Source organism: Streptomyces sp. NBC_00536, from assembly GCF_036346295.1.
GTDB lineage: Bacteria > Actinomycetota > Actinomycetes > Streptomycetales > Streptomycetaceae > Streptomyces.
In genome coordinates this window covers 6538583-6558827 of record NZ_CP107819.1, presented here as the reverse complement: position 1 = coordinate 6558827, position 20245 = coordinate 6538583, and the positions used below count along the sequence as shown (strand labels likewise).

At 71.6% G+C, this 20245-nt stretch carries 18 protein-coding genes; 7 read left to right on the top strand and 11 right to left on the bottom strand.

Going from position 1 to position 20245, the window contains the following annotated elements; genetic code table 11:
• The first annotated feature begins 88 nt into the window (after positions 1–88).
• Positions 89–1251, top strand: a protein-coding gene (locus OHS33_RS28155) for an IS3 family transposase (RefSeq protein ID WP_443065222.1) whose coding sequence is annotated in 2 segments (ribosomal slippage) — positions 89–373 and positions 376–1251 — 1161 coding nt in all. Because the reading frame shifts where the segments join, the coding sequence is not laid out codon by codon here.
• A gap of 24 nt (positions 1252–1275) precedes the next feature.
• Here OHS33_RS28155 and OHS33_RS28150 read toward each other — a convergent pair.
• Positions 1276–3117: a recombinase family protein gene (locus OHS33_RS28150; protein ID WP_330333205.1), complete on the bottom strand. Its 1842-nt coding sequence runs from the start codon at positions 3115–3117 to the stop codon at positions 1276–1278.
• Between the two features lie 204 nt (positions 3118–3321).
• On the opposite strand from OHS33_RS28150, the gene OHS33_RS28145 reads away from it, so the two are divergent.
• Positions 3322–3603, top strand: a complete 282-nt coding sequence (locus tag OHS33_RS28145; RefSeq protein ID WP_443065363.1) for a hypothetical protein — start codon at positions 3322–3324, stop codon at positions 3601–3603.
• A gap of 100 nt (positions 3604–3703) precedes the next feature.
• On the opposite strand, the gene OHS33_RS28140 is transcribed toward OHS33_RS28145, so the two are convergent.
• The 4 genes from OHS33_RS28140 to OHS33_RS28125 all read right to left on the bottom strand — a co-directional run bounded on the left by OHS33_RS28140 (position 3704) and on the right by OHS33_RS28125 (position 6513).
• Positions 3704–4189 (bottom strand): DUF6099 family protein, encoded by a 486-nt coding sequence (locus OHS33_RS28140; RefSeq protein WP_330333204.1) that lies wholly within the window; start codon positions 4187–4189, stop codon positions 3704–3706.
• Positions 4190–4315: 126 nt separating this feature from the next.
• Positions 4316–4729, bottom strand: a complete 414-nt coding sequence (locus OHS33_RS28135; RefSeq protein WP_330335235.1) for a nucleotide pyrophosphohydrolase — start codon at positions 4727–4729, stop codon at positions 4316–4318.
• 8 nt (positions 4730–4737) lie between these two features.
• Entirely contained in the window at positions 4738–6051 is a 1314-nt protein-coding gene (locus OHS33_RS28130) for an AAA family ATPase (RefSeq protein ID WP_330333203.1), read from the bottom strand.
• Between the two features lie 66 nt (positions 6052–6117).
• Positions 6118–6513: a cell division protein SepF gene (locus OHS33_RS28125; protein WP_330333202.1), complete on the bottom strand. Its 396-nt coding sequence runs from the start codon at positions 6511–6513 to the stop codon at positions 6118–6120.
• Between the two features lie 98 nt (positions 6514–6611).
• On the opposite strand from OHS33_RS28125, the gene OHS33_RS28120 reads away from it, so the two are divergent.
• The 3 genes from OHS33_RS28120 to OHS33_RS28110 all read left to right on the top strand — a co-directional run bounded on the left by OHS33_RS28120 (position 6612) and on the right by OHS33_RS28110 (position 9040).
• On the top strand, positions 6612–7247 hold the full coding sequence (locus OHS33_RS28120) for a TetR/AcrR family transcriptional regulator (RefSeq protein ID WP_330333201.1): 636 nt from the start codon (positions 6612–6614) through the stop codon (positions 7245–7247).
• A gap of 42 nt (positions 7248–7289) precedes the next feature.
• Positions 7290–8036: a DUF2470 domain-containing protein gene (locus OHS33_RS28115; RefSeq protein WP_330333200.1), complete on the top strand. Its 747-nt coding sequence runs from the start codon at positions 7290–7292 to the stop codon at positions 8034–8036.
• Positions 8037–8110: 74 nt separating this feature from the next.
• A complete protein-coding gene (locus tag OHS33_RS28110; RefSeq protein ID WP_330333199.1) occupies positions 8111–9040 on the top strand; it encodes an NADP-dependent oxidoreductase in 930 nt (309 codons plus the stop codon).
• Positions 9041–9115: 75 nt separating this feature from the next.
• Here the strand turns inward: OHS33_RS28110 and OHS33_RS28105 are convergent, their stop codons facing one another.
• The 6 genes from OHS33_RS28105 to OHS33_RS28080 are packed head-to-tail and all read right to left on the bottom strand — an operon-like array spanning position 9116 to position 15108.
• Positions 9116–10465: an LLM class flavin-dependent oxidoreductase gene (locus OHS33_RS28105; RefSeq protein WP_330333198.1), complete on the bottom strand. Its 1350-nt coding sequence runs from the start codon at positions 10463–10465 to the stop codon at positions 9116–9118.
• Between the two features lie 45 nt (positions 10466–10510).
• Positions 10511–11623 carry an ABC transporter permease gene (locus OHS33_RS28100; protein ID WP_330333197.1) on the bottom strand — a complete coding sequence of 371 codons (1113 nt, stop codon included), beginning with the start codon at positions 11621–11623 and terminating at the stop codon, positions 10511–10513.
• A complete protein-coding gene (locus tag OHS33_RS28095; RefSeq protein WP_330333196.1) occupies positions 11620–12432 on the bottom strand; it encodes an ABC transporter ATP-binding protein in 813 nt (270 codons plus the stop codon). The genes OHS33_RS28100 and OHS33_RS28095 overlap by 4 nt, the downstream gene beginning before the upstream one ends.
• A 5-nt stretch (positions 12433–12437) precedes the next feature.
• On the bottom strand, positions 12438–13490 hold the full coding sequence (locus OHS33_RS28090; protein ID WP_330333195.1) for an ABC transporter substrate-binding protein: 1053 nt from the start codon (positions 13488–13490) through the stop codon (positions 12438–12440).
• A gap of 41 nt (positions 13491–13531) precedes the next feature.
• The gene (gene ssuE / locus OHS33_RS28085; RefSeq protein WP_330333194.1) at positions 13532–14101 is read right to left on the bottom strand and encodes an NADPH-dependent FMN reductase; all 570 of its coding nucleotides are present in this window, start codon (positions 14099–14101) and stop codon (positions 13532–13534) included.
• Between the two features lie 47 nt (positions 14102–14148).
• Positions 14149–15108, bottom strand: coding sequence for a TauD/TfdA dioxygenase family protein (locus tag OHS33_RS28080; protein WP_330333193.1), 960 nt, complete (start codon positions 15106–15108; stop codon positions 14149–14151).
• Between the two features lie 1067 nt (positions 15109–16175).
• On the opposite strand from OHS33_RS28080, the gene OHS33_RS28075 reads away from it, so the two are divergent.
• Together OHS33_RS28075 and scpA are read left to right on the top strand one after the other, a co-directional pair.
• Positions 16176–18050, top strand: coding sequence for a methylmalonyl-CoA mutase subunit beta (locus OHS33_RS28075; protein WP_330333192.1), 1875 nt, complete (start codon positions 16176–16178; stop codon positions 18048–18050).
• Positions 18047–20245: a methylmalonyl-CoA mutase gene (scpA, locus tag OHS33_RS28070; protein WP_330333191.1), complete on the top strand. Its 2199-nt coding sequence runs from the start codon at positions 18047–18049 to the stop codon at positions 20243–20245. The genes OHS33_RS28075 and scpA overlap by 4 nt, the downstream gene beginning before the upstream one ends.

The window sequence follows — 20245 nt, the reverse complement described above, 5'->3', positions numbered from 1 at the left end:
TCGGGCCTTGACGCCCATGGGGTCTGCCGCACGATCGGGTGACATCTGATCTGGCTTGCCCTGTGGGGTAGGTGGGAAGGATGTCGCTGTGCCCAAGCCTTATCCGGAAGAGTTCCGTCAGGATGTCGTGCGGGTCGCGAGGAACCGCGGCCCGGGCGTGACGGTCGAGCAAGTGGCCGCCGACTTCGGAGTCCATGCGATGACGCTGTGGAAGTGGATGCGCCGGGCGGACATCGACGACGGGGCCAAGCCCGGAACAACCAGCCAGGAGAGCGCGGAGCTGCGCGAAGCGCGTCGGCGCATCAAGCTGCTGGAGCAGGAGAACGAGGTCTTGCGCCGGGCCGCGGCCTACCTGTCCCAGGCGAACCTTCCGGGAAAAGGATCTACCCGCTCGTGAAAGAGCTGGCCGTGGACGGGGTGCCCGTCACGGTGACGTGCCGGGTCCTCAAGCTCGCCAGAGCGCCCTACTACCGGTGGCTGGAGCGGCCGGTGACCGATGCCGAGGTCGAGCGGGCCGCTCGCGCGAACGCGTTGTTCGACGCCCACCGTGAGGACCCGGAGTTCGGCTACCGCTTCCTGGCCGACGAGGCCCGCCGCGCGGGATCCGGCATGGCCGACCGGACCGCGTGGCGGATCTGCCGGGACAACCGCTGGTGGAGCGTGTTCGGCAAGAAGCGTGGCAGGAACAAGAAGGCCGGCCCACCGGTGCACGACGATCTCGTTCGCCGCGACTTCACCGCGACCGGCCCGAACCGGCTGTGGCTCACCGACATCACCGAACACACCACCGGCGAGGGGAAGCTGTATCTCTGCGCGATCAAGGACGTCTTCAGCAAGCGGATCGTGGGCTACTCCATCGACACGCGCATGAAGTCCCGCCTGGCCGTCGCCGCCCTGGACAACGCCGTGGCCCGGCGTGAACACGTCGCCGGATGCATCCTGCACAGCGACCGCGGATCGCAGTTCCGGTCCCGGAAATTCGTCCGGGCGCTCGACCGGCACCGCATGGCCGGATCGATAGGGAGGGTCGGGGCGGCCGGCGACAACGCGGCCATGGAGTCCTTCTTCAGCCTGCTGCAGAAGAACGTCCTCGACCGCCGGACGTGGACCACCCACCAGGAACTGCGGATCGCGATCGTCACCTGGATCGAGAGGACCTACCACCGCCGCCGCAGACAAGCCGCACTCGGCCGGCTGACCCCCGTCGAATTCGAGACCGTCATGACGACACCGGCCCTCCAGGCCGCGTAACCGAACCTGTCACCCAAACCTGCATCAGACCCATGCGATCGCGATTCGCCTGTCCACCCGCTCTCGGTCCGTGCCAGCCTTCGTGGTGCTTGGTGCCACCGTGACGGCATCGACGAACAGGGCCAGGAAGCTGCGGCGCTCGTCGACTCCCCACTGCGTCCACGCCCCGTTATCAGCGAACGGGTCGCCCTCGGAGTTACTGAACCACTCGTCGACCGGAAGGCGGCTGGACGACGTTGCTGATGCTGTCAGTTCAGCAATTCGGTCCGTGCAGGATTTTTCGTGGGTCTGGTATTTCTGAATGGTGTCCTTAAACGACTTCGTGCCTACGCTGCCGTCGTAGAGACCTTCGGCCCGATCCGCGTACAAGGCTTCCATGCTCGCCTGCACGTGGAGCAACTGCGCTTCCTGCTCAGCAAGCTCCTCCGTTGCTTGTGGGTCCGTCCCCTGGACCGCGAAACGCTCCGCTGCGAGAGCCAGCCACTCAATGTCATCGGGATCGGACACGTCCAGCGCGCCAAGCCGTGCCCACACGCGCGACGCCACCACGTCGTCCGCGTGCGGCATCGTGACACCTGTTGCGTGCTTCGGCTGATCCGCCACCGTGCGTCGCATGTTGCATACATAGGAGCCGTACGGCCCTTTGGCCCGCGCCACAGTCATGCCGGAGTCGCAAAGCTTGCAGCGGAGGAGCCCCCAAGAACCCAGAAGCGTCCGCTCTCCGGTCCGGTCCCGCTGCACCGTCCGCTTGCGCCCGTCGAGCATCCGCTGAATGTCGTACCACCGCTTGGGGCTGATGAAGCCCGTATGCGGTGACACAGGCTGTCCATTGTCGTCGCGGAGGATGGTGCGGACCTTCGTCTTGGGATCAACGGGCCCGATGGCGTAGCCAGCTAGCCGGGGGTCTCGAAGGATGCGCCCGACGACTGTAGGAGACCATTCCGAACTGGCTTCGTCGGAGGCGCCCCCCTTGCGGGTCTTCCGAGCAGCGGTAACACGTGCCTTGGCCGCGTCTTCGTCCAGGCTGCCGTAGGGCGTCCGTGCACCCTTCTCGGTAAGATCTGAAGCGATGGCGCTTGTCCCCTTGCCGTCCTCCGCCATCTCGATGATGCAGTTCACCGTGTCGGCGGGGGTGGACTCAGGGCCAGGAACCGCTACTTCGCTCTGCGGCCCGGGGCTCAGTACACGGATAGTCAGACCGTCGACGTTGACTTGATCGGCCACGAACCCGAAGGGCACGGGGCCGGAAGAGTGGCTTCCCTTGGCGTTGAGTTCGGCGAACGCGTCACGGATGAACTTGCTCTTGTTCTTGCTCTCCTGGTGGGCCAGGCCGGCGATCAGAGCGAAGAACGCGACGCCGAAGGGGTTGTCATCGCTGGTGTTGATGAAGGGCTCTTGCGTCGACACCAGTGCGACGCCGTGCTTCGCCAACTCCTGCTGAATGCGCAGCGCTTCCGCGGCCCCCTGACGGGTCAGGCGGGAAAGCATGTAGATGACCACAACATCGAACTTCTTCGCGCGGGCGTCCGCCATAAGCCGCTCGAAGCCGGGCCTGACAACGTTAGGGTCGTACCCGGAGAGTCCTACGTCGGCATAGTCGGCCTCGACGTGGGCCCAATTGTCCTGGGACTTGATGTAGGCAACGCTCTTGTCCCGCTGCATCTTGGGGGACGCCTGGCTGTCGGTCTCACTCTTGTGACTCTGACGCTCGTATGTGACGGCCCTGATCATGTCCTGATCCCTGTCCCCCAGGGCGATTAACTCCACGGGTAGATACGAAGGAAAGCTCTTCGGTGGCCTTGGCGACCGAAGGAGCGTGTCGTAATTCGCACCCTGCTGGGGCTCGGTGAAAATACGCAGATCCATGCTCCCATCCTGCCCCTCCCGCCCCAGCCAGGTGAATCTGTGTCAACCGGAAGGCGCGACGCACGGCCGCGCCAGTGACCAGGGCGGAGGGGGATCGTTTGCTCGGACGGAGCCGGACCGCCCGGCCCGCGCGCCGGCGGCCTTCGCCAGCGCGTCCACCGCCCCCTTCCGCTCCCCGGAAGGGCCAGGGCCGAGGAGGCCGCCATGTCCCACGAGTCCGTGCCAGAGCACCCCGGACAGACCGGACAGGCAGCAGAGCACCAGGTTCGCCAGGAGTCCGTGGTTCCCGCCCAGAGCGGCGGAGCGCCGAAGGGGCTCCTGCAGCAGATGGAAGAGCTGATGGCGGCGCTGAACGCCGACCTCTCCGATCTCGACGCCGATCTCCAGTCCTCCGTGGGCCGCACCACCGGGACCCCCGGGACCACCGGGACCCCCGTGGCCTCGGGCCGCGTCCCCGAGAGCGAGCAGCCCTTCGGAGTCCGCTGATCGCAATCCGTTGATCATGCGGGTCCCGCCGCCCCGGTACGGCGGGACCTCGCCCGGCGCCGGGCGCCCGCCATCCGCGCCGGAACGGGACCAGGACCGCTCAGACCACGCCCGAGGCGGAACCCCGCTCGCGCACCGTCATCTTGCGCAGGATCGCCCGTACCCGGTCGCTCGACTCATCCGCCGCGTCGATCGACTCTATGCACTGCCAGTACAGGCCCTCGTCGTCCGTGGCACAGGCCACCCCGACCAGGGCTATCCCCACTTCGCCCAGTAACGCCTGGAGCCCGAGCAGGCACTGGCGGACATCCGCCACCTCGGTCAGCTGCGCCGCTCTGGGCGGATAGTCGGGGACCCGGCCCTCGCCGCGCACCGCGGCCCGGTCGATCACCCCGCAGCCTCTGGTCCCCGCCTCGCCCAGCCCTCGTGCCTCCGCTCTCAGCTCCGGCGGCCCCGTAATGGCCAGCCATCCCCCTATCCCCTGCGCGAGGGCCTGGGCCTGCCAGGCCTCGCCCACGATGTCCATCGCCGCCCCGCTCTGTGCCAGAGCATGTCGGCCGGCCGCGATCAGCCGTACCGCGTCCATATGCCGTCCCCCGTCCGCACGACACCCCGCTGTTCCCTCATCACTACCCAGCGTGAGGGCAACGGGCCAGTAAAGCCAGGGGTATTCGGAAATCTGTGGACACAAACATGGTTGTGGACAGCGCCATCACTCCGAAGAGTGACAATCTGCTTCCGAAGTGCCCTTCACAGGAAAACGAAGTTCATTCCTGTCGATCTTCGCGGCCAGCGCATCGAGCACGTCCACCCCCAGAACCTCACAGAACTGCAGCAGATACGCCAGTACGTCCGCGACCTCATCGGCCACACGGTGCGCGGTGTCCGGCGACTCCATGACCCGCTCCGACTGTTCGGGCGTCAGCCACTGGAAGATCTCGACCAGTTCGGACGCCTCCACGCTCAGCGCCACCGCCAGGTTCTTCGGCGTGTGGAAGGGCTGCCAGTCGCGCGCCGCCGCGAACGCGGCCAGCCGCCGCTGCAGCACCGCCAGCCGCTCGTCCGGCCCGGGCGCGGGTGCGCGTCCGGGCGCGGGTGCGGGGTTCTCGTTCACGGGGTCGTTCATGGAGTCGTTCACGGGGTCAGGTCTACCACCGACACCCCCGGCAGTTCCCGGGCGTTTCCGATGCCTTCCTCGCCCACCGCCGCCACCAGCCGGATGTGCCCGCGGCCGCACGAGAGCAGGGCCAGGCGCAGCAGTTCGGCGCGCTGGGCGCGGTCGAGGCCGCGGTCGAAGCCGTCGGCGAGGACGGTCAGCGCCTGCTGCGCGGGCAGCAGCTCGGCGCTCTGGTCCACGGCCAGCACCCCGGGGCCGGTGAGCAGGACCAGGGCCAGGGCCAGGAAGCGCAGTTCGCCCGCGCCCAGGCGGCCCAGTTCCGTTGCGGGGAGCGCGCCCCGGTCCAGTTCGGCCAGCACCCGCCCGTCGGCCGCGGCCCGCTCCCGCAGCCCCTCGACCGCGCCCGCGCAGCCGGTCCGGGCCGCCTCGGTCAGCAGCGCGTGCCGGGTGCCGCACTCCTGCCGGGTCCGGCGCAGTACGTCGGCCAGGTTGCCGCAGTCGCCGCGCAGCCGTCCTTCGCCGGGCGGCACGGGGGCGCGCATCGCACCGGGCGCCGGATCGCAGGGGAACACCGACCGCAGCGCGACCACCACTTGTTCGGCGGCGGCCAGCACCTGGCGCTGGCCTTCGGTGCTGCCGGCCACCCGCAGCGGCAGCAGCGCGGTGCCGAGCCGGTCGTCGGGGAAGGGGGCCCGGGTGACGCCGGTGGATCCGCCGGTCAGCCAGGCGGCCTGGACCGAGCGCCGTCCGGGGTCGCGCAGGGCGGTGTTCAGCAGGATCTGGTCGCCCGCGGTGAGCCGTTCGCCGACGATGCGCAGGGCGGGTTCGGCCTGGACGGCGAGGTCGAGGCGGACCGGGCCCACGGGCCCGTCGACGGTGCAGCCGATCCGGAAGCCGCGGCGCCGCTCGGCGTCGGGGCGGGCCCGCTCGGGCACCAGGGCCACCGGGTCGGGGAACACCTCGTCCAGGCCGGCGCCCGAGCCGAGCCGCGCCAGGGCCTCGTATCCGGCGAGGGCCTGGGACTTGCCGCTGCCGCTGGGCCCGGCGAAGAGGGTGACCGGGGCGAGCGGGAAGACCGCCCCGCGGTGCGAGGCGAAGGCGGACAGGCGCAGTTCGGTGATGGCGGGCCGGGGGTACCGTACGCCTCCGGCGCGGTGGTCGGCGTACGGCCTCGGGGCGGGCACATGGGCAGGCGGAGGTAAGGCGGCGGCGGGACCGCTGCGCGTGCCGTCCAACGTGCCGTCCGAACCGGCATCCGAAGTGCCGTCCGAATCGGTGTCCCAAGTGGTGTCCGAAGTCGTGTCCGAAGTGGTGTCCAACGTGGCGTCCATGCCCGGACGCTACGGGCCACCCGGGCACCCCCGGCTCCGCTGAACCGTTCCGCCGCCGCGACCTTCCTACGATCGGGGGACGGCCGCGGCGGCGATCCCCTCCACCTCGGTGCCCACCGGCGCCAGCAGGAAGACATTGCGGTCGACCCGGTGCATGCCGCTGCCCAGCCCGAAGACCACGCCGCTGCTGAAGTCCAGGATCCGCTTGGCCACTTCGCTGTCGGCGCCCGTGAGGTCGAGCAGGACGGGGATCTGCGCGATGAGGTACTCGGCCACCTCGCGCGCGTCCGCGAAGATCTGGACCCGGATCACCACGAACCGGCGCTGCGCCGAAACGGCCGCACCGGGAGCCGTGGGCATGGTGCGGTGGTCCACTCTGGAGGGCCACTCGTTGCGGCTGCGCAGGGGTACCACCTGCGCGAGCCCCTCCCACTGTTCATCGGTGACGTCGTACCTGCTCACCAGGCCGCCTTGGCCAGACGCTTCTTGTGCATCTCCCCATCCTCTCGCGTTTCACCCGTTCAGCCCAACAGCGACACGAAGCACGTAAGGTCGCCGCCATGACCCATCGCGACGAGGTCCCCGCGGTCCGTGAACCGGCGGGTCGTACGCCCCCCGCGCCCCGGTTCGTCAAGCGCGCGGACGCCTTGCGCAATCACGAGCAGATACTCGCGGCGGCGGAGCAGCTGTTCGCCGAACACGACCCGCGCACGGTGACGATGGACCGGATCGCCAAGGCCGCCGGGGTCGGCCGGGCCACCCTCTACCGCCGCTTCCCCGATCCGCGCTCGATCGCGGTCGCGCTGCTGGACGAACACGAGCGCATCCTGCAGGGGAAGCTGGCCTACGGCCCGCCGCCGCTCGGCCCGGGCGCGCCCGCCGCGGAGCGGCTGTCCGCCTTCTACTCCGCCGCCCTCGACCTGCTGGAGCGTCACCTTCCGCTGGCGCTGGGCGCCGAGCACGGACCGGCCCGGTTCACGGGCGCCGCGTACAGCCACTGGCGGGCGCACGTCCGGACGCTGCTCGCGGACGCGGGCATGGAGGACCCGGAGAGCGGCGTGGACATCCTGCTCAGCCCGCTGGCGCCCGAGGTGTACCAGCACCAGCGGCACACCCTCGGCCTCAGCAGGGAGCGGATCGCGCGGACCCTGGACCGGCTCGCGCGCCGGGTACTCAGCGACACCGATTTAGGTTAGGTTAGGCATACCTAACCACCTCGGGACGATGGAGAGATCCGCATGCGCATGTCCGGCGACCCCGCCCAGCCGACCGACGCGGAGCGCGCGCGGTCCGTCCTGGCCGCCGCCCACTCCATGACCGTGATCGCCGACGGACTGCGCACCGAGGTCTGCCACCTGGACGGCACCGACGTGCTCGGCCGCCTGCACCTGCACCCGGCCGGACCGGCCGCGGGGAACCCGCTCGCCGAGCGCTCCCCGCTGCACGACGGGCGGCCCGCGATCCGGCTGCCCGCGATCCGACTGGAATTCACCGACATCGCGCCGACGCCCGTACGCGACCGGGTCCGCGCGCGGGTCACGATCCTCGGCCACCTGCTGACCCCGTACGCCGACGGCTCGGACGGCTCCGACACCGGCACGTGCGTGGAATTCGGCCAGGCCATCCTGGAGACCGGCGAGGGACGCTCGTACATCGGTCTCGAAGAACTCGACGCGGCCCGCCCCGACCCGCTCGCCGCCTACGAGTCGGGCATGCTCACCCACCTGCTCGACGAGCACAACGAACTGGTCACCCTGCTCCTGCGGCTGGTCCAGCCGCCGCCCCTCACCGGGGTGCTGCGCGCGCTGCCGCTCGCCATGGACCGCTACGGGATCACCCTGCGGCTCGAAGAACGTGCCGGGCACCGCGACGTGCGCCTGCCCTTCCCCTCCCCGCTGGACGACGTCGAACAGTCGGGGGTCCAGATCCAGGCCCTGCTGGCCGCCGCGCGGCGGCTCTCGCACCGCAACAGCCTGCCCGCCTGACTGGCCGCCTGATTGGCCGGATCTCGCCCCGTTCGCTCTGGAATAGCCCTGGATCGAGGGCGGTTGGAGCGATCATGAAGGCACTCACTTACGCCGCTTACGGCACCGACGGCTCCCCCGGCACCCTCGAACTCGTCGACGCGCCCGAACCCAGGGTGGGCCCCGGCGAGGTGCTCGTCCGGGTCAAGGCCGCCGGGGTCAACCCGGTCGACTGGAAGATCGCCGCCGGATACCTCGACTCGACGCTGGAGGTCCGCTTCCCCGTCATACCGGGCTGGGACGTCGCCGGAGTGGTGGAGGCCATCGGCCCCGACACCTTCGGCTACGCCGTGGGCGACGAGGTGTACGGCTACCTCCGCAAGGAATGGGCGCAGCTCGGCACCTACGCCGAACTGGTCTCGGCCCCCGTGCGCACCCTCGCCCACAAGCCCCGCGAGCTGACCTTCGAGCAGGCCGCGGGCATCCCGCTGGCCGGGCTCACGGCCTACCAGTCGCTCCAGCGGGTGAAGGTCACCGCGGGCGAGACCGTGGTCATCCACTCGGCGGCGGGCGGCACCGGCTCGCTGGGCGTGCAGATCGCCGTCGCCCTCGGCGCCCGGGTGATCGGCACCGCCGGGGCCCACAACCACGACTACCTGCGCTCGCTGGGCGCCGAACCGGTGCTCTACGGCGAGGGGATGGGCGACCGGATCCGCGAGCTGGCACCCGACGGCATCGACGCGGGCCTCGACTTCTTCGGCGACGGGGCCGTGGAACTGCTCCAGGGCCTGGTCAAGCAGCGGGACCGGGTGGTGTCCATCGCCGACTACGAGGCCGCGGCCAAGGGCGCGCACCAGCTGTGGGTGCGCCCCGACACCGCCGATCTGACCGCGCTCGCCGAGCTGGCGGACAGCGGGAAGCTCGTCGTGAACGTGGAGCACGTCCTTCCGCTCGCCGAGGCGGCCAAGGCCTGGGAGCTCAGCGCGGCCGGCCGCACCCGCGGCAAGATCGTGCTGAGCGTCTGATCACACGGAGATGCGGAGGGCGGGCGGGTGGGTGCGCACCCACCCGCCCGCCCGCCCGCCCGTCCGTCCGTGGGGTCAGAGCGCCCGCGCCGGGGCGGCGTAGCGGCTCGCCGGGCGCGCCAGGCCGTAGTTCTCGCGGAGGGTGCGGCCGGTGTACTCGGTACGGAAGAGGCCGCGCTTCTGCAAGATCGGCACCACGTGGTCGACGAAGTCGGTCAGCCCGGTGGGCAGTACGGGCGCCATGATGTTGAACCCGTCGGCCGCGCCCTGGGTGAACCACAGCTCCAGCTGGTCGGCGATCTGCTCCGGGGTGCCCGCGAAGACGCGGTGGCCACGGCCCGCGCCGAGGCGGGCGATCAGCTCGCGCAGGGTGAGGCCGTCGCGGCGGGCGAGTTCGGCGACGAGCGTGAACCGGCTCTTGTTCCCGTTGATGTCGCGCTCTTCGGGCAGTTCGGGCAGCGGCCCGTCGAGGGGGTGCCCGCTGAGGTCGGTGCCGAGCATCCCGGACAGCTGCGCCAGACCGTACTCCGGCACCTGGAGGTCGGTGAGCTGCTGTTCGAGGGCCTTGGCCTCGGCCTCGGTGGAGCCGATGACGGGGGCGATGCCCGGCAGGACGAGCAGGTCGTCCTCGGCCCGGCCGTACGCGGCGAGGCGGGACTTGAGGTCCTTGTAGAAGGCCTGGCCGTCGGCGAGGGTCTGCTGCGCGGTGAAGACGGCCTCGGCGTACTGCGCCGCGAACTCCTTGCCGTCCTCGGAGGAACCGGCCTGGACCAGGAGCGGGTGGCCCTGGGGCGAGCGGGGCACGTTGAGCGGGCCCGCGACGCCGAAGTACTCGCCGCGGTGGGCGGCCGGGTGCAGCTTGTCGGTGTCGGCGTAGATCCCGCGCTCCTTGTCCAGGACGATCGCGTCGTCGTCCCAGCTGTCCCAGAGCTTGGTGGCCACGTCGAGGAACTCGCGGGCGCGGTCGTAGCGCAGACGGTGTTCCAGGTGCTCGTCCTGGTTGAAGTTGCGGGCCTCGTCGACGGTGCCGGAGGTGACGATGTTCCATCCGGCACGGCCGTTGCTGATGTGGTCGAGGGACGCGAACTTGCGGGCCGTGTGGAAGGGCTCGTTGAAGGTGGTGGAGACGGTCGCGATCAGGCCGATGTGCTCGGTGACCGCGGCGATGGCGGAGAGCAGGGTCAGCGGTTCGAAGCCGCCGAGGGCGTTGTAGCGGGCCTTGCCCCACAGGGCGAGGCCGTCGGCGAAGAAGATCGAGTCGAGCCGCCCGCGTTCGGCGGTCCTGGCCAGCTCCTGGAAGTAGCGCAGGTCGGTGACCCGCTCGGGGCTGCTGTCGGGGTGGCGCCAGGCGGCGTCGTGGTGGCCCGCGTTCATCAGGAAGGCGTTGAGGTGGAGGGTACGGCGGGACTCGCTGGTCGTGGTCATGACGGGTTCCTCAAGGGGAGGTGAGAGCGGCAAAGGGAGCGGGGGTCAGCCGGCGGCCGGGACGCGCCACAGGCTCAGGCGGCGCTCGATCGAGACGAGCAGCTGGTTGAAGGCCACGCCGATCGCGGAGATGGTGATGATCCCGGCGTACATCTGGGGGATCGCGAAGTTGAACTGCGAGGCGTTGATCAGATAGCCGAGGCCCGCCTTGGCGCCGATCATCTCGGCCGCGACCAGGACCAGGATGGAGACCGCCCCGGCCAGCCGGATGCCGGTGAAGATGGTCGGCACGGAGGACGGCAGGATCACCTTCTGGAACAGCCGGAGGGTGGAGAGGTCCATCGAGCGGGCGAGCCGCACGAGGGTGGGGTCGGCGCCGCGGACGGCGCTGATGGTGTTCAGCAGGACGGGCCAGACGCAGGCGTAGACGACCATCGAGATCTTCGAGGTCTCGCCGATGCCGAGGAGCAGGACGAAGACGGGGAGCAGTGCGAGGGCGGCGGTGTTGCGGAACACCTCCAGGAGCGGGCCGAGCAGTTCCGCGACCGGCCGGTACCAGCCGATGAGCAGGCCGAGCGGTACGGCGACCGCGACGGCGATCCCGAAGCCGCCGAAGGAGCGGACCAGGCTGGCCCAGGTGTGCTCGCCGAGCTGCCCGTCGGCGAGCAGCTCCCACCAGGCGACGGCGACCTCGCTGAAGGGGGGCAGGAAGGTCCGGTCCACCAGGCCGAGGCGGGGCGCCGTCTCCCATACGAGGAGCAGCGCGACGAGGGCGGCGGAGCGGAGGGCGGCGGCGCGGATCCAGTACCGGGCGCCCTTGCGGGCGGCCTTGCGGGGTGCCGTGCCCGTGGCCCGGGGCTGCGCCGCGGGGGTGGGCTCCGATGCGGGGGCGGGCTGGGCGGCGGCTGCGCCGGGCGTCTCGGGGCTCCGCCCCGAACCCCGCTCCTCAAACGCCGGAGGGGCTGGATTCGCCCGACCGGGGGCTGAATTCGCTCCCGCCGGAGGGGCTGGGTATGCCGGGGCGGGGGCGGTGGCGGTGGCGGGATCCGCGGCCAGTTCGGCGGCCAGGCCCGCGGTCTGTTCGGAGGCCGGGCGGGCGGTCAGCTCGGCCGAGGTGTGGGCCGGGGTGTGGGCCGGGGTGTGGGTTTCGGTGCTCATGCGGTGGCCTGCTCCTTCTCCAGTTGCTGGGCACGGGCCACCTCGTCGTGGAGCAGGGTCCAGATCTCGTGGCGGTAGCGGGCGAATTCGGGGCTGGAGCGCAGGTCCTCGCCCAGGAGGCCGTTCGCGCGGCCCCCGAAGGAGACGGGGACGATCTCCTTGACCCGGCCGGGGCGGGAGGTGATGACCGCGACGCGCTGGCCGAGGTACACCGCCTCCTCGATGCTGTGGGTGATGAAGACGACGGTCTTGCCGGTGGTCTGCCAGATCCGCCGGAGTTCGTCCTGGAGGGACTCGCGGGTCTGCGCGTCGAGCGCCGCGAAGGGCTCGTCCATCAGCAGCACGTCGGGGTCGTAGGCCAGGGCGCGGGCGATCGCGACGCGCTGGCGCATCCCGCCGGACAGTTCGTGCGGGTGCCGGTCGCCGAAGCCGGTGAGCCCGACCAGGTCGAGGAACTCCCGGGCTTTCGCGGTGCGTTGGCGGCGCGGTACGCCGGTGGCCTCCAGGCCGAATTCGATGTTGCCCAGTGCGGTGCGCCACGGCAGCAGCGCGTACTGCTGGAAGACGATGCCCCGGTCCAGGCCCGGCCCGGTGACCGGCTCGCCGTCGAGCAGGATCCGGCCGCCGGTCGGCCGGGTCAGGCCGCCGAGCAGGTCGAGCAGGGTGGACTTGCCGCAGCCGCTGGGGCCCACGACGACCAGGAACTCCCCCGCCCCGATGGAGAGGTCGATGCCGTCGAGTGCGGTGAAGTCGCCCCGGGACGCGGACGGGAAGGTCTTGGTGACCGATTCGAAGACGATCTTCGCCATGACGCTCAGGCCCCCTTTCCGTAGCCGTTGAACTCGTTGGTGTAGAGGTCGGCGGCCTTGAGCTGCCCCTTCTTGATCTCTCCGCGCTCCCCGAGCCAGTCGAGCCAGAGCTGGAACTCCTTGTCCCCGATCCGGCCGCCGGTCTCGGCCACTCCGTACGAGTGCCAGTACTGGAGGGTGGTGGTGTCCTCGTTGCGGCCGCGCTTCTTGACGATCGCGGTCATCCGGGCGATCACCTCCTCGCGCGGGGTGGTGCGGGACCACTCGATGGCCTTGGCGACGCCGGTGACGAACGTACGGACGGTGTCCGGGTTCTCCTTGATGAAGCGCTGGGTCATCACGTACGTACCGGCGCTGAACGCGCCGAGCAGTTCGTAGTCGGTGAACAGGGGCCGGATGCCGCCCGCCGCGAGAGCCTTGTCGCGCAGGACGCCGCTGAGCACGGCGACCTCGATCTGCTTCTGTCTCAGCGCCTGTTCGGTATTGACCGGGGGTATCACCAGCGCCTCCACCTTGGCCGCGTCCGCCTTGGAGAGGCCGTTGCGGCTGAGGTAGATGTCCAGGAGGGCCTGGTAGTGGGCGCCCAGGGTGTTCATGCCGACCTTCTTGCCGATCAGGTCGCGGGCGGATCGGATCGGGCTGTCCTCCAGGACGTAGTAGCCGCCGTAGGAGTACTGGTCGGAGCCGTAGTAGGAGACGACGGCCTTGATCGGGGCCTTGCCCGCCGCGAGTTTGACGACGGCGCCGTTGAAGGCTCCGCCGAAGTGGGTCTGGCCGGTGGCGGCGGACTGGATGTCCTGCGGGCCGCTGATGGTGTTGCCGACCCAGTCGAGGGTGACGTCACCGAGGTAGCCGAGGTCCGCGGCGAGTTCGGGCAGCGAGACCGCGCCGACCGAGCCCTGGTACTTGAGCTTCTTGAGCTGCGCGCCCCCGCCCCCGCCGCCGCCGCCGGAGGCCGTGGCCGTGCCGCAGCTGACCGCGGCCGCCGAGATGCCGAGCAGGGTGAGGAACTGGCGTCGGGAGGTGGTGGTCCGGGTCCGGGCGGGTGCTGCGGGCATGGCTGGTCCTTCTCGGGGCGGTGGAGCGGGCGGGCGGGCGGTTACGGGGCGGTGGTCAAGGTGGGGTCCGGGTGGAGCGCGGTGCGCGCGAGCACGGCCCCGGCGAACTCGTCGACGGCCTGGAAGAGGTCCAGCTCGGCCTCGGGGCGCAGCCGGTCGGGTCCCTCGCCGCGCTCGATGGAGGAGTCCAGGACGAAGCGGCCCGCGGTGACGTGCCGGGCGCCGAGCGCGGTGAGCACCGGGCGCAGGGCGTAGTCGAGGGTCAGGACGTGGGCGAGGCTGCCGCCGGTGGCGAGCGGCAGGACCGTTTTGCCGGCCAGGCCGTCCTGCGGGAGCAGGTCGAGGAAGGCCTTGAGCAGGCCCGTGTACGAGGCCTTGTACACCGGGGTCGCGATGACCAGGCCGTCCGCCCCGGCGACGGCGGCCAGCGCCCGGCGCAGTTCCGGCTGGCCGCTGCGGGCGGCCAGCAGGTCGGCGGCGGGCAGTTCGCGGACGGCGAGGTGCGCGGTCGCGAAGCCCGAGTGGGACAGACGGCGCAGGGCGTGCTCGGCGACGACGGCGGTGCGGGAGTGCAGGGAGGGACTGCCGGTGAGGGCGAGGATGCTGGCCACGAGGGCTCCTTGGGCGTCGTACGGGGTGGGGCCGGGCGGGGTCGGACTTACTGGGCGGCGCCGCCCGAGGCGCCCGACGCTCCCGAGGGGATTCCGAAGGACGGGGCGGGGACGCTCTCCGGGCTGATCAGGCGGGAGGGGCGGCCGTCGGGGCCGACCGGGACGTCGCCGTCGACGGTGACCCGGCGCAGGGTGCGCTCGTGGTCGTCGGAGTCGTCGACCCCGTAGTGCTGGGTGGCCCGGTTGTCCCAGATGGCGACGTCGCCGGCGCTCCACTGCCAGCGGACGGTGTTCTCGGGGCGCTCGACGTGCGCCTGGAACAGGTCGAGGAGGGCGCGGGAGTCCTGGCCGGCGAGGCCGTCGATGCGCTGGACGAAGTTGCCGAGGAGCAGGGTGCGTTCGTCGGTCTCGGGGTGGACGCGGACCACCGGGTGCTCGGTGAGGAACTTCGTGGAGGTGAACACCTCGCGGTACTGGGCGAGGGCCTCGGGCAGGGCGTCGGGGCGCAGTGCGGCGTAGTCGTACTCGTTGGAGTGCACGGCGCGCAGGCCGTCGGCGAGGGCGCGCAGCGGGGCGGGGAGGCCGGCGTAGGCGGTGGCCGTGTTGGCCCACAGGGTGTCGCCGCCGTAGGGCGGGATGGTGACGGCCCGCAGGATGGAGAAGGCGGGATAGGCGGGGACGAAGGTGACGTCGGTGTGCCACTGGTTGGCGCGGGCGCCGTGGTGGGAGTCGATGCCGAGGGCGTACCGGCCGTCCGCGGAGGGGACGGTGGGGTGCGCGACGGGGGCGCCGAGGAGCTGGGCGAAGGCCTCGTGCCCGGCCTCGTCGAGGTGGTCCTGACCGCGGAAGAAGACGACCTTGTGGGTGAGGATCGCGGCGCGGATCTGGGCGACGGTCTCGGGGGCGAGGTCGCCGCCGAGGCGGACGGAGCCGATCTCGGCGCCGATGCGGCCGCCGACCTTCCGGACGGTGACGGTCGCCTCACGGTGGGTGGTGGCAGTGCTCATGGGGAGCCTCCTGGGGATTCGTTCCGCAGCGGAAGAAATGTGGGTGGGCGTGCCGGGGGGCTGGCGCCGGTGGGCGGTGTGCCGGGGGCCGGTGGGCCGGGTGGTGGGGCAGCGCGGGGCCGGGCGGGGGTGGCGCGGCGGCGGCCGGGGCCCCTGGCGGGGCTCAAAGGAGGGGTGCGTCGGGTGCGTCGGGGCGCGGAAGGCCGAACGCGGGTGGGGCGGTCAGGCCCGGGAAGGGGCCGGACAGCGGCCCGGACAACCGACCGGAGCGGTACACGCGCCGGGGGTGTGGAGCCGCGAGACGTTTCGAACAGTCGCGGACATGGCCCGGACTCTGTCAGCGGGCCCAGTGCCGGTCAACCCCCCGGGGGGACCGTCCGGAACCGGCCACGGGGCGTGTGTACGGGGATCAGCACACCCGGCCTGACCTGCGGTTCTGCCGCTCCCAAGGGCGGGCTCCCGGTGCCCGGTGGCGCATGATCGCCCCTGCCGGATTTCACGACCCCGCAACGCGGCCGCCACGCGCCCGCACGCAGACCGGCCTCTTCCGGGCCCGACCCCGGCCCCCATCCCGGCCGCGCCGGGGCCCGCGCCGCCCTCACCTTGGCCGCTGCCCTGGCCCATTTCAGCCCCGCCGGCGTTTGAGGCGCCCCCGGAGGGCCGTGCCACGGGTCGCGGCGCCCCCACGCCGGCCCGATCCCGGCCGCGCCGGGGCGCGCGCCGCCCAGACCCTGGCCCCTTCCAGCCTCGCCGGCGTTTGAGGCGCCCCCGGAGGGCCGTGCCAGGCGCGTTCGCGCGGCGGCGGGAGGTGGGACGGGCGGCCGCGCGTGTCCGGGTGCGGCTTCCGCTGCCCTCCGGGGGCGCCTCAAACGCCGGCGAGGCTGATTTTGGCGCCCCGGACACCGGCACGGCCGAGGTTGGCGCCCCGGACACCGGCGAGGCCTAGATGGGTGGGCCCGTTGTTCCGGGATCCCGCCGGTCTGTCCTGAACCTGCCACGCGGCGGGAGTGCGAGATCACATATGGGGGTTATGGCTTCGCTTTAGCGGCGCCCCTAGCATTCGAGCCATGACGGTCCTGCCTGATGACGGGCTTTCCCTGGCCGCCGAGTTCCCTGACGCGACGCATGAGCAGTGGCAGCGCCTGGTAGAGGGCGTGCTGCGCAAGTCGGGCAAGGAAGCATCCGGCGAGGCAGCTGAGAACGCGTTGTCCACCACGCTAGAAGACGGGCTCACCACGCGCCCGCTCTACACCGCGCCCGCTTCCGGCGGCTCCGCGGACGCCGATGCCATCGGCCTGCCCGGATTCGCGCCGTTCCTGCGCGGGGGCCGGGCCGAGGGGACCGCCGCCTCGGGCTGGGACGTGCGCCAGCGGCTCACGCACACCGATCCGGCGCTGCTGAACGAGGCCGTCCTCGCCGACCTGGAGAACGGGGTCACCTCGCTGTGGCTGACCATCGGCCGGGGCGGCGTCCCGGTCGCGGGGCTGGCCCGGGCGCTGGACGGGGTCTACCTCGACCTCGCACCGGTCGCCCTGGACGCCGGAGCCGAATTCGCGGCGGCCGCGCGGGAGTTGCTGCGTCTGTACACCGAACGCGAGGTGGCCCCGGAGGCCGCGCGCGGCAGCCTCGGCGCCGACCCGCTGGGCCACGAGGCCCGTACCGGTGAGGCGTTGGACCTGTCGGCGGCGGTGGAGCTGGCCCGGGAGACCGCGGCCGGCTGGCCCGGGCTGCGCGCCCTGACCGTGGACGCCCTCCCCTACCACGAGGCGGGCGGCTCGGCGGCGCAGGAGCTGGGGCTGTCCCTGGCCACCGGCGTGGCCTATCTGCGCGCGCTCACCGAGGCGGGCATCGGGACGGAAGCGGCCTTCGGGCAGCTGGAGTTCCGGTACGCCGCCAGTGCCGACCAGTTCCTCACCATCGCCAAGCTGCGGGCCGCGCGCCGCCTGTGGGCCAGGATCGCCGAGGCGTCCGGCGCCGCGGAGGCGGGCGCCCAGCGCCAGCACGCGGTGACCTCGCCGGTGATGATGACCCGGCGCGACCCGTGGGTGAACATGCTGCGCACCACGGTCGCCTGCATGGCCGCGGGCGTGGGCGGGGCGGACTCGGTCACGGTGCTCCCCTTCGACCACGACCTCGGGCTGCCGGACGCCTTCGCGCGCCGGATCGCCCGCAACACCTCCACCATCCTGATGGAGGAGTCGCACCTGGCCCGGGTGATCGACCCGGCGGGCGGCTCCTGGTACGTGGAGCAGCTCACCGACGAACTCGCGCACGCCGCCTGGGAGTTCTTCCAGGAAGTGGAGAAGGCCGGCGGACTGCCCGGCGCACTGCGCTCCGGCCTGGTCGCCGAGCGGCTCGCCGCCACCTGGGCCGACCGGTCCAAGAAGCTGGCCAAGCGCCGCGAACCGATCACCGGGGTCAGCGAGTTCCCGTCGCTGGCCGAGAAGCCGGTGGTCCGCGAGAGCGCGCCCGCCGCGCCGGCCGGCGGGCTGCCGCGGGTCCGTCGCGACGAGGCCTTCGAGGCGCTGCGCGCCCGCTCGGACGCGCACCTCGCGGCGACCGGGTCCCGGCCACGGGTGTTCCTGGCGGCGCTGGGTCCGGCCGCCGCGCACACCGGGCGGGCCACCTTCGCCTCCAACCTGTTCCAGGCGGGCGGCGTCGAGGCGGTGCACGATCCGGTGTCCGTGGACGCGGAGTCGGCGGCCGCCGCCTACGCGGCGAGCGGCGCCGACGGCATGGCGGTGCTGTGCTCCAGTGACGCGCTGTACGAGGAGCGGGCCGGGGCGGTGGCGGCCGCGCTGCGCGCCGCGGGCGCCACGACCGTGTTCCTCGCCGGGCGCCCGGGTACCTGCGCGGCCGATGTGGACGAGTACGTCTTCGCCGGCTGTGACGCGGTCGCCGTGCTGTCCTCCGTACTCGACCGGATGGGAGTGACCTCGTGAGCATCCCCGATTTCTCCGAGCTGGCGCTCGGCGGGACCGCTCCCGCCGGGTCCGAGGAGCAGTGGCGGGCGGCGGTGAAGGAGTCCACCGGCTCCGCCACGGGCGACCTGCTGTGGGAGACCCCGGAGGGCATCGGCGTCAAGCCGCTGTACACCGGGCGGGACCTGGAGGGCCTGGACTTCCTGGGGACGTACCCGGGCGTGGCCCCGTACCTGCGCGGCCCGTACCCGACGATGTACGTGAACCAGCCCTGGACGATCCGGCAGTACGCGGGTTTCTCCACGGCCGAGGAGTCGAACGCCTTCTACCGGCGCAACCTCGCGTCGGGCCAGAAGGGCCTGTCGGTGGCCTTCGACCTGCCGACGCACCGCGGTTACGACAGCGACCACCCCCGGGTGACGGGCGATGTCGGCATGGCGGGCGTCGCCATCGACTCGATCTATGACATGCGTCAGCTGTTCGACGGGATCCCGCTGGACAAGATGTCGGTGTCGATGACGATGAACGGCGCGGTGCTGCCCGTGCTGGCGCTGTACATCGTGGCGGCGGAGGAGCAGGGGGTGTCCCCCGACAAGCTCGCGGGGACCATCCAGAACGACATCCTCAAAGAGTTCATGGTCCGCAACACCTACATCTATCCGCCGAAGCCGTCGATGCGGATCATCTCCGACATCTTCTCCTTCACCTCGCAGAAGATGCCGCGGTACAACTCCATCTCGATCTCCGGCTATCACATCCAGGAGGCGGGGGCGACCGCCGATCTGGAGCTGGCGTACACCCTGGCCGACGGGGTGGAGTACCTGCGGGCGGGCCTCGGCGCCGGGATGGACGTGGACGCCTTCGCGCCGCGCCTGTCCTTCTTCTGGGCGATCGGCATGAACTTCTTCATGGAGGTCGCCAAACTGCGGGCCGCGCGCCTGCTGTGGGCGCGCCTGGTCAAGCAGTTCGACCCGAAGAACGCCAAGTCCCTTTCACTGCGCACCCATTCGCAGACCTCGGGCTGGTCGCTGACGGCGCAGGACGTCTTCAACAACGTGACGCGCACCTGTATCGAGGCGATGGCGGCGACGCAGGGGCACACCCAGTCGCTGCACACCAACGCCCTCGACGAGGCGCTCGCGCTGCCGACGGACTTCTCGGCGCGGATCGCGCGCAACACCCAGCTGCTGCTCCAGCAGGAGTCGGGGACCTGCCGGGTGATCGACCCGTGGGGCGGCAGCGCGTACGTCGAGAAGCTGACCTACGACCTGGCCCGCCGGGCGTGGCAGCACATCGAGGAGGTCGAGGCGGCGGGCGGCATGGCGCAGGCCATCGACGCGGGCATCCCGAAGCTGCGCGTGGAGGAGGCCGCGGCCCGTACGCAGGCGCGGATCGACTCGGGCCGCCAGCCGGTGATCGGGGTGAACAAGTACCGGGTGGAGACCGACGAGCTGATCGACGTGCTCAAGGTGGACAACTCCTCGGTGCGCACCCAGCAGATCGCCAAGCTGCGGCGGTTGCGCGAGGAGCGGGACGAGGCGGTGACGCAGGACTGTCTGCGGGCGCTGACGAACGCCGCCGAGCGCGGCGCCGGTTCCGGGCTGGAGGGCAACCTCCTCAAGCTGGCGGTGGACGCGGCGCGCGCGAAGGCGACCGTGGGCGAGATCTCGGACGCCCTGGAGAAGGTGTACGGGCGGCACGCGAGCCAGATCCGTACGATCTCGGGTGTGTACCGCAACGAAGCAGGCGAGTCCCCGTCGGTCGAGCGCACCCGTGCGCTGGTGGACCGGTTCGAGGAGGCGGAGGGCCGTCGTCCGCGCATCCTGGTGGCCAAGATGGGCCAGGACGGGCACGACCGCGGCCAGAAGGTGATCGCGACCGCCTTCGCCGACCTGGGCTTCGACGTGGACGTCGGCCCGCTGTTCCAGACGCCGGAGGAAGTGGCCCGCCAGGCCGTCGAGGCGGACGTCCACGTGGTGGGCGTGTCCTCGCTGGCGGCCGGTCACCTCACCCTCGTACCGGCGCTGCGCGAGCAGCTCGCCCACGAGGGGCGCGAGGACATCATGATCGTGGTCGGCGGGGTGATCCCGCCCGCGGACGTGCCGACGCTGCTGGAGATGGGTGCCACCGCGGTGTTCCCGCCCGGCACGGTCATTCCGGACGCGGCGCACGACCTGGTGACGCGGCTGGCCGCCGACCTCGGCCACGAGCTGTAG